Raw genomic sequence first — 7,735 nt, 5'->3', positions numbered from 1 at the left:
TCCGTGGGCACGCCGTGACGGGCCATCCTTGGCCCAACACGGCTCTCCCGGCATCCATGCCGGTCGACCCACTCCGCAAAACCTACACTCGGCCTCCCGAAGGGGCGGCAGATCAAAAGCCAAGTCACAAGCCAGATCACAAGCAGATCACAAGCTCGCTTATCAGAGCAGTTTTATTCAATACATGGCCCTGCTCAAGCAGCATGGCGTTCACCTGATCATGAGCCGGCATCAAAGTGATTCGACTTTACGATGAACCTGCCCCTGACAACAACGCAGCATCCTGTTAAGGGTATCTATCTCTGCTCAACCCAGCTTCTGGCATAACACTTGCTCTGCCTTTGCCTGCACCTGTGAAACCCTAAAAGTGACGGATTATTGGCATGGCGACGAGCGACGCAGTAAAGGATCCCGCCGATAAAGGCAAACTCAAGCTGATTATCCTGATCGCGGTGGCCGTGCTGCTGGCGATGGGAGTGTCAGTGGGCGCGACCTGGTATTTCATGAAGTCTGCCAGTCAGGATTCCGCGCCTGTGGATCCGGCATCCGGCGTTAAGCTGCCGGCCATTTACGAGGCTATGTCGCCGGCGTTTGTGGTTAATTTCAATGCCAACGGTCGTCAGCGTTACATGCAAGTGAGCATGAGCCTGCAGGCCCGCGATCAGAACGACCTCAATGCGCTCAAGGTGCATATGCCGGTCATTCGCAATAACTTGGTAATGCTGTTTTCCGGGCAGTCGTTCGATGACCTGGCCACTCCGGTCGGCCAGGAAATGCTGCGCCAGAAAGCGACTGCCAGCGTGCAGGAAGTCGCGCAGAAAGAACTCGGAAAAGTAGTTATCGATCAGGTGCTCTTTACTAACTTTGTATTGCAGTAGGACCACGACATGGCCGTGCAAGACCTGCTGTCCCAGGATGAGATTGACGCGCTGTTACATGGCGTCGACGACGGTCTGGTACAGGCCGAAGTAGCTGCCGAGCCCGGCAGTGTCAAAAGTTACGACCTGACCAGTCAGGACCGGATTGTCCGGGGCCGCATGCCGACCCTGGAAATGATCAATGAGCGTTTCGCTCGTTACACCCGTATCAGCATGTTCAACATGCTGCGTCGTTCGGCGGACGTGGCGGTGGGCGGGGTGCAGGTGATGAAGTTCGGCGAGTATGTGCATTCGCTGTACGTGCCCACCAGCCTCAACCTGGTCAAGATCAAACCCTTGCGCGGCACGGCGCTGTTCATCCTCGATGCCAAGTTGGTGTTCAAGCTGGTGGACAACTTCTTTGGCGGTGATGGTCGTCACGCCAAGATCGAAGGCCGTGAGTTCACCCCCACCGAGTTGCGGGTGGTGCGCATGGTGCTGGAACAAGCCTTCGTCGATTTGAAGGAGGCCTGGCAGGCGATCATGGAAGTCAATTTCGAGTACATCAACTCGGAAGTGAACCCCGCGATGGCCAATATCGTCGGCCCCAGCGAAGCCGTTGTGGTTTCGACCTTTCATATCGAACTCGATGGCGGCGGCGGCGATCTTCACGTGACCATGCCGTACTCGATGATTGAGCCGGTGCGTGAAATGCTCGATGCCGGGTTCCAGTCCGACCTTGATGATCAGGACGAGCGTTGGAGCAAGGCCCTGCGTGAAGACGTGCTGGACGTCAACGTGCCCTTGAGTGCCACCGTGGCCCGACGTCAATTGCGTCTGCGCGACATTTTGCATATGCAGCCGGGGGATGTAATCCCGGTTGAGCTGAATGACGAACTGGTGATGCGCGCCAATGGCGTGCCCTCGTTCAAGGTCAAGCTGGGTTCGCACAAAGGCAATCTTGCCTTGCAAGTGATTGAGCCTGTCGGTCGGCGCTAAGCGCCGACACTTTTAAAAAATGCTGTGTTAACGATTGACTGCTCGCCGAGGACACCCATGGCTAACGAACACGATACAACTGCTGCAGACCAGGCACTGGCTGATGAATGGGCGGCCGCGCTGGAGGAAACCGGCGATGTCGGTCAGGCGGACATTGATGCGCTGCTGGCGGCCGATGCGGCCAGCAAACCGGCTTCCAGTCGCCTTGCCATGGAAGAGTTCGGCAGCGTGCCGCGCAACAACGAGCCGGTAACGCTGGACGGCCCCAATCTGGATGTGATTCTGGATATTCCGGTGTCCATTTCCATGGAAGTGGGCAGCACCGAGATCAATATCCGCAACCTGCTACAACTCAATCAGGGCTCGGTGATCGAACTGGATCGTCTGGCCGGTGAGCCGCTGGATGTTCTGGTTAACGGCACCCTGATCGCTCACGGCGAAGTGGTGGTGGTTAACGAAAAGTTTGGCATCCGTCTGACCGACGTGATCAGCCCAAGCGAACGCATCAAGAAGCTGCGCTAAGTGAAGTGGCTACTCGGCGGTTTATTGGCGTTGCCCCTCAGTGCACTGGCAGCAGAGCCGGTGGTCAGTGCGGCGGCCACGGCTGCGCCTGCAGTGAGTGCAGGCGTGGGCGGCCAACTGATGCAGTTGGTCATGGGTCTGTTGCTGGTGCTGGGGCTGATTTTTGCCTTGGCCTGGTTGCTGCGACGGGTGCAGAACACAGGTACACGGCAGGGGCAGGTCATTGAGTTGATCAGCTCGCGGGCACTGGGTGCGCGTGACCGTCTGGTGCTGGTGCAGGTGGGTAACGAACAAATCCTGCTGGGTCTAACGCCGGGGCGCATTACGCCCTTGCATGTGCTTAAAGAACCCGTGCAGGTGCCGGACGCTGCACATAAGGCAACCCCCGAATTTGCCAAGCGGTTGATGGAAGTATTGGGTCAGCAAAAGGACAAGCCGTAATGCGTTTAGTTGTCGCGCTGTTTTTAGCGTTGCTTGCACCATTGGCGTGGGGCGCTGATCCGCTGTCCATCCCGGCCATCACGCTGGGCACCGGTGCCAACGGACAGCAGGAATACTCGGTCAGCCTGCAAATTCTGCTGATCATGACCGCGCTGAGTTTTATTCCGGCGTTCGTCATGCTGATGACCAGCTTTACGCGGATCATCATCGTGTTCTCGATCCTGCGTCAGGCGCTGGGTTTGCAACAAACACCGTCGAACCAAATCCTCACCGGCATGGCACTGTTTCTGACGATGTTTATCATGGCGCCGGTGTTCGACAAGGTGAACAACGACGCCCTGCAGCCGTACCTCGCAGAAAAGCTTTCCGCTCAGGACGCCATTCTCAAGGCCGAAGGTCCGATCAAGGACTTTATGCTGGCGCAAACCCGGACCAGCGATCTCGATTTGTTTATGCGCCTGTCCAAGCGCACCGACATTGCCACACCCGATGCCGCGCCCTTGACCATTCTGGTGCCAGCCTTTGTGACGTCCGAGTTGAAGACTGCGTTCCAGATCGGCTTCATGATTTTCATCCCGTTCCTGATCATCGACCTGGTGGTGGCCAGTGTGTTGATGGCCATGGGCATGATGATGCTTTCGCCGTTGATCATCTCGTTGCCGTTCAAAATCATGCTGTTTGTACTGGTCGATGGCTGGGCGCTGATTATTGGCACCCTGGCCAGCAGTTTTGGCGGGGTGTAGGGCATGACGCCGGAAGTTGCGGTTGATCTGTTTCGCAGTGCGTTGTGGCTGACCACGGTCATGGTCGCGGTGCTGGTGATCCCCAGTTTGCTGGTGGGACTTCTGGTGGCGATGTTTCAGGCGGCCACGCAAATCAACGAACAAACCCTGAGCTTTCTGCCGCGCTTGTTGGTTATGTTGGTGACCTTGATCGTGGCCGGGCCGTGGCTGGTGCAAACCTTTATGGAATACATCCTGCAGTTGTACGGCAGCATTCCGCAGTTGATCGGCTAAATGTCGCTGCTCGCCCTGACAGACGCGCAGATCAGTACCTGGGTCGCCAGCTTTATGCTGCCGCTGTTCCGGGTGGGTGCTTTGCTGACGACCATGCCAATCATAGGCACGACCCTGGTGCCCAAGCGCATCAAGCTGTTTCTGTCGCTGGCGATCACCCTGGCGATCATGCCCAGCTTGCCGCCGCTGCCCACCGTCAATCCGCTGGACCTGAGCGGCTTGATGCTGATCGCCGAACAAATCGTCATCGGTGCGTTGCTGGGGTTCTCGCTGCAACTGTTTTTTCAGGCGTTTGTGGTCGCCGGGCAGATTGTCGCGATCCAGATGGGCATGGGCTTTGCTTCGATGGTCGACCCGGCCAACGGCGTCAACGTGGCGGTCATCGGGCAGTTTTTCACAATGCTGGTGACGTTACTGTTTTTGTCAATGAACGGACATTTAGTGGTGTTTGAGGTACTCACCGAAAGCTTCACCACCTTGCCGGTGGGTGGCGGGTTATTGACGAACCACTACTGGGAAATCGCCAACAAGCTCGGTTGGGTGCTGGGCGCGGCCTTGTTGCTGGTATTGCCCGCGATCACCGCTTTGTTGGTGGTCAATATTGCCTTTGGGGTGATGACCCGTGCCGCGCCGCAACTGAACATCTTCGCCATCGGCTTTCCGCTGACGTTGGTGTTGGGCATGGTGATTCTGTGGGTCAGCATGGCTGACATCCTCAACCAGTATCAGCCGCTGGCCTCTGAGGCCTTACAGTTTCTTCGCGAATTGGCGAGGGCCAAATAGTGGCAGAAAGCGAAAGCGGTGCCGACAAAACAGAAGACCCCACGGAGAAGCGAAAAAAGGACTCCAGAGAGAAGGGTGAAATCGCTCGCTCCAAAGAGCTCAACACCTTGGCCATCATGCTGGCCGGCTCTATAGGGTTACTGATTTTTGGCGGTGCGCTGGCTCAGGACATGATGGAGTTGATGCGCTACAACTTCAGCATCAGCCGCGAAACCTTGTTTAACACCGACTCGATGGGCGCGTTTTTACTGCACTCCGGCAAAGTCGCTTTGCTCGCCGTGCAGCCGGTATTGATCACCTTGTTGATCGCGGCGCTGGTGGGGCCTATCGCGCTGGGCGGGTGGTTGTTTGCGGCGGGCAGCATGGCGCCAAAATTCAGCCGCATGAACCCTGCTGCCGGGCTTAAGCGCATGTTCTCGGCCAAGGCGCTGGTCGAGTTGCTCAAGGCGTTGGCCAAGTTTTTTATCATCCTGATTGTCGCGTTGCTGGTATTGAAGTCCGATATTGACGACTTGCTGCGCATCGCCCAGGAGCCACTGGAGCTGGCGGTGATTCACAGCCTGCAAGTGGTGGCCTGGAGCGCTTTGTGGATGGCCTGCGGGTTGATCCTGATCGCGGCAGTGGACGTGCCGGTGCAGTTGTGGGAAAGCCACAAGAAATTGCTGATGACCAAGCAGGAAGTGCGCGACGAGCACAAGGATCAAGAAGGCCGCCCTGAGGTCAAGCAGCGCATTCGCCAGTTGCAACGGGAAATGTCCCAGCGACGCATGATGGCGGCCATTCCGGACGCTGATGTGATCATCACCAACCCGACGCATTACGCGGTGGCACTTAAATACGACCCGGAGAAGGGTGGGGCGCCGATGTTGCTGGCCAAGGGCAGTGATTTTCTGGCGTTGAAAATTCGCGAGATCGGCGCCAAGCACAACATTTTGCTGCTGGAATCCCCCGCGCTGGCACGGTCAATTTATTACTCCACCGAGCTTGAGCAGGAAATTCCGGCCGGGTTGTACCTGGCCGTGGCGCAGGTGCTGGCCTACGTGTATCAGATTCGCCAATACCAGGCAGGCAAGGGCAAGCGACCTGATCCACTGAGCGATTTGCCGATCCCAGCGGATTTACGTCGCGACGAATAATCGGAACGTCAAAACGGCGCCTCAAGTGATGTCATTCGAATGGTGGTTTGTTTACGGGCCAGCGGCGCTATCGATAATGCTGGATAAGCTGATTCTCGAAAAATAATTTGTATGTGCTCGGCCATTTCAGCGTTGAGTTCACTGCTTAGCGTGTAGTCGCGGCCTTTTTTGAGAGTGTGAAAATTCATGGCGTAAACCCCATACACCTGGGGTGTACTGATCTCGGCCCGCTTTGAGGTGCCTGCCCATACTTGAGCGGATTGAAAGCTGGGTGTTGTATAAAACCCCGGGCCGCTATCGAGCCCATTTCGGGTGCCCATTTTCTTTGTATTCAGTCCTGCGGCCAAGCTTTCACCCTGCTGCTGAGTAGAGCCGTGGAAGGCAATCAAGTCATTTTTCTGACTGCCATTAATCATTGGGTCGTGTTGCAGGCGCTTTTTAGCGTTGAGCGAATCCGACACGTCTGAATGCCTTCTGCCTAGACGGGTTTGATGCGTTTTTGGTGGCTGTGCAGGCACGCGGGTGATGATTGCTTTTTTGCTCAGCGTTGATGCTGGCCTTGGAGGTGGCAATGGCACCCACTTCAAAATCTTGCTCAACACATGCCCTGTGGGGTCCTGGTAATTGATGGGGTCTCCCGCGCAGTAGGCGTAGGAGTTGATGCCGCCTCTGCCAAATGGGCTCCAACTGTCCGGGCTATTGAACCGCATCAACACCGGATTAAACGCCCGATAACCATTGCCTAATAAGTAATGCCCTGATATCGATTCGACCAGCTCGCAGTTAAACCCTAAAAGATGATGAGTGTGAGTGGTTGGCGTGTGGCCAAAAGGTGAATAGGCAATCGCCAGTTTTTGCGCACCACTCACTGAGTGCATTACAGAGCGCTGTGCGTTGGTCGTGAGCAGGGTGGTGTTTAGGTGAGGGGATTCGTGCGTCAGTTGGGCGAGCAATTGTTCCCCGTGGTGCATGACCGAATACTGCGTGCTGCCTTGGATATGTGTGACGATTCGGCTCTGGCAATAAAACCGCTGGTGGCTTGGTTGACCTTCAGGCAGCACGCGGCTTAATCGATTTATAGGGTCGTAATGATAGGTGCAGCTCAGTGCTTTTTTCATATGCGCTCTTTGCTTCAGGCGAAGGCCGACATGCTGAGCTATGCGCGATTAGCTGGGTACTGTCAGGACTACCCGGTGGACTGTCATTGTTATCAGTAGTTGCTTTGTGCAAATCTGCTTAACTTGTGACAGCGAGTGTCATTTTGATCGGTGTACAGGCAATGGAGAGGCACGATGTCGATCGAGTTAACCCTGATTCCTGATGGTGCCGTTCGTACGTATGCGTTGAATGATTCTCTGGCGACTGCGCACGTGGACATTGACGGTTTGTTCCCCAAATTCCCTGCGCTGGAGAGCACCTTCGCCATTTTCTGGATCGATCAGTTACCCGCCCCCCGAATTGTTGGGTTCAGCACCGAAGGCTCCAACTTGCTGGCCGTGATTTCTTTGCCTACCGCACCGCAAGGGTGGGGCAGCGAGGAATATTACGCGGCGATCATGGATCGGTGTTTCAAGGAGCGGGACAGCATCCTGCAATTTCTGCGCAAATCGCTGAGCTTTGAGGGCATCAATGGCCGTTGTGTGCGCAGTTTTATCCTGTGCAATCTGGTACGTCAGTTGCAGTTGGACAGTGTGCCGGTGTGGAAAGACCGCCCGCGTACCCGTGATGATCGTTGCGGCGATATTTTGATCGGCGGCCATGGCAGCGAGCGGTATGAACCAAATCGCAAGATTGATGTGGTGTTTGGAGCCAGCAGCAGCGCGTGTTTGGTGATTGATTTGGGTGAATGGCGCTGGAATTGAGGGTGGGTTTTTTACCCTCACCCTAGCCCTCTCCCAGAGGGAGAGGGGACTAAAGGCAAAAGCAAATCTGTGCAACGCCCCCAATCAAGCTCCCTCTCCCTCTGGGAGAGGGTTGGGGT

Annotated in this window: 10 protein-coding genes; 9 read left to right on the top strand and 1 reads right to left on the bottom strand. The window is 56.1% G+C overall.

The genetic code is table 11. The features are described from left to right. Window positions 1–383 precede the first annotated feature (383 nt). Genes fliL through flhB form a run of 8 tightly spaced genes read left to right on the top strand, consistent with a single transcriptional unit; the run spans window position 384 to window position 5,754 of the window. A complete protein-coding gene (gene fliL / locus GHN86_RS05470; protein WP_153381360.1) occupies window positions 384–878 on the top strand; it encodes a flagellar basal body-associated protein FliL in 495 nt (164 codons plus the stop codon). Window positions 879–887: 9 nt separating this feature from the next. Beyond that, window positions 888–1,856: a flagellar motor switch protein FliM gene (fliM, locus tag GHN86_RS05465; protein ID WP_153381358.1), complete on the top strand. Its 969-nt coding sequence runs from the start codon at window positions 888–890 to the stop codon at window positions 1,854–1,856. Between the two features lie 57 nt (window positions 1,857–1,913). Further along, window positions 1,914–2,378 (top strand): flagellar motor switch protein FliN, encoded by a 465-nt coding sequence (gene fliN / locus GHN86_RS05460; protein ID WP_153381356.1) that lies wholly within the window; start codon window positions 1,914–1,916, stop codon window positions 2,376–2,378. Beyond that, window positions 2,379–2,819: a flagellar biosynthetic protein FliO gene (gene fliO, locus GHN86_RS05455; RefSeq protein WP_323369455.1), complete on the top strand. Its 441-nt coding sequence runs from the start codon at window positions 2,379–2,381 to the stop codon at window positions 2,817–2,819. Beyond that, window positions 2,819–3,562 (top strand): flagellar type III secretion system pore protein FliP, encoded by a 744-nt coding sequence (gene fliP, locus GHN86_RS05450; protein WP_122783013.1) that lies wholly within the window; start codon window positions 2,819–2,821, stop codon window positions 3,560–3,562. Before fliO ends, fliP begins: the two co-directional genes overlap by 1 nt. Before the next feature lie 3 nt (window positions 3,563–3,565). Further along, on the top strand, window positions 3,566–3,835 hold the full coding sequence (gene fliQ / locus GHN86_RS05445) for a flagellar biosynthesis protein FliQ (RefSeq protein ID WP_048360766.1): 270 nt from the start codon (window positions 3,566–3,568) through the stop codon (window positions 3,833–3,835). Continuing rightward, the gene (gene fliR, locus GHN86_RS05440; RefSeq protein ID WP_153381352.1) at window positions 3,836–4,618 is read left to right on the top strand and encodes a flagellar biosynthetic protein FliR; all 783 of its coding nucleotides are present in this window, start codon (window positions 3,836–3,838) and stop codon (window positions 4,616–4,618) included. Continuing rightward, the gene (gene flhB, locus GHN86_RS05435) at window positions 4,618–5,754 is read left to right on the top strand and encodes a flagellar biosynthesis protein FlhB (RefSeq protein WP_323369454.1); all 1,137 of its coding nucleotides are present in this window, start codon (window positions 4,618–4,620) and stop codon (window positions 5,752–5,754) included. The genes fliR and flhB overlap by 1 nt, the downstream gene beginning before the upstream one ends. An 8-nt stretch (window positions 5,755–5,762) precedes the next feature. On the opposite strand, the gene GHN86_RS05430 is transcribed toward flhB, so the two are convergent. Further along, window positions 5,763–6,872, bottom strand: a complete 1,110-nt coding sequence (locus GHN86_RS05430; protein WP_153386199.1) for an RHS repeat-associated core domain-containing protein — start codon at window positions 6,870–6,872, stop codon at window positions 5,763–5,765. 174 nt (window positions 6,873–7,046) lie between these two features. Between GHN86_RS05430 and GHN86_RS05425 the strand changes: the two genes are divergently transcribed. Then, window positions 7,047–7,616 (top strand): hypothetical protein, encoded by a 570-nt coding sequence (locus GHN86_RS05425; RefSeq protein ID WP_153381349.1) that lies wholly within the window; start codon window positions 7,047–7,049, stop codon window positions 7,614–7,616. The last annotated feature ends 119 nt before the right edge of the window (window positions 7,617–7,735 follow it).

Source organism: Pseudomonas helleri (assembly GCF_009600315.1).
Classification (GTDB): Bacteria; Pseudomonadota; Gammaproteobacteria; order Pseudomonadales; family Pseudomonadaceae; genus Aquipseudomonas; species Aquipseudomonas helleri_A.
Note: the sequence above shows the minus strand (reverse complement) of the source record. Positions and strands in the feature narration are given on the sequence as shown.

What these genes read in the sequence shown, in the direction of transcription:
- fliL (WP_153381360.1), top strand. Translation starts at nt 384, where the DNA reads ATGGCGACGAGCGACGCAGTAAAGGATCCCGCCGATAAAGGCAAACTC.
- fliM (WP_153381358.1), top strand. Translation starts at nt 888, where the DNA reads ATGGCCGTGCAAGACCTGCTGTCCCAGGATGAGATTGACGCGCTGTTA.
- fliN (WP_153381356.1), top strand. Translation starts at nt 1,914, where the DNA reads ATGGCTAACGAACACGATACAACTGCTGCAGACCAGGCACTGGCTGAT.
- fliP (WP_122783013.1), top strand. Translation starts at nt 2,819, where the DNA reads ATGCGTTTAGTTGTCGCGCTGTTTTTAGCGTTGCTTGCACCATTGGCG.
- fliQ (WP_048360766.1), top strand. Translation starts at nt 3,566, where the DNA reads ATGACGCCGGAAGTTGCGGTTGATCTGTTTCGCAGTGCGTTGTGGCTG.
- fliR (WP_153381352.1), top strand. Translation starts at nt 3,836, where the DNA reads ATGTCGCTGCTCGCCCTGACAGACGCGCAGATCAGTACCTGGGTCGCC.
- GHN86_RS05430 (WP_153386199.1), bottom strand. Translation starts at nt 6,872, where the DNA reads ATGAAAAAAGCACTGAGCTGCACCTATCATTACGACCCTATAAATCGA.
- GHN86_RS05425 (WP_153381349.1), top strand. Translation starts at nt 7,047, where the DNA reads ATGTCGATCGAGTTAACCCTGATTCCTGATGGTGCCGTTCGTACGTAT.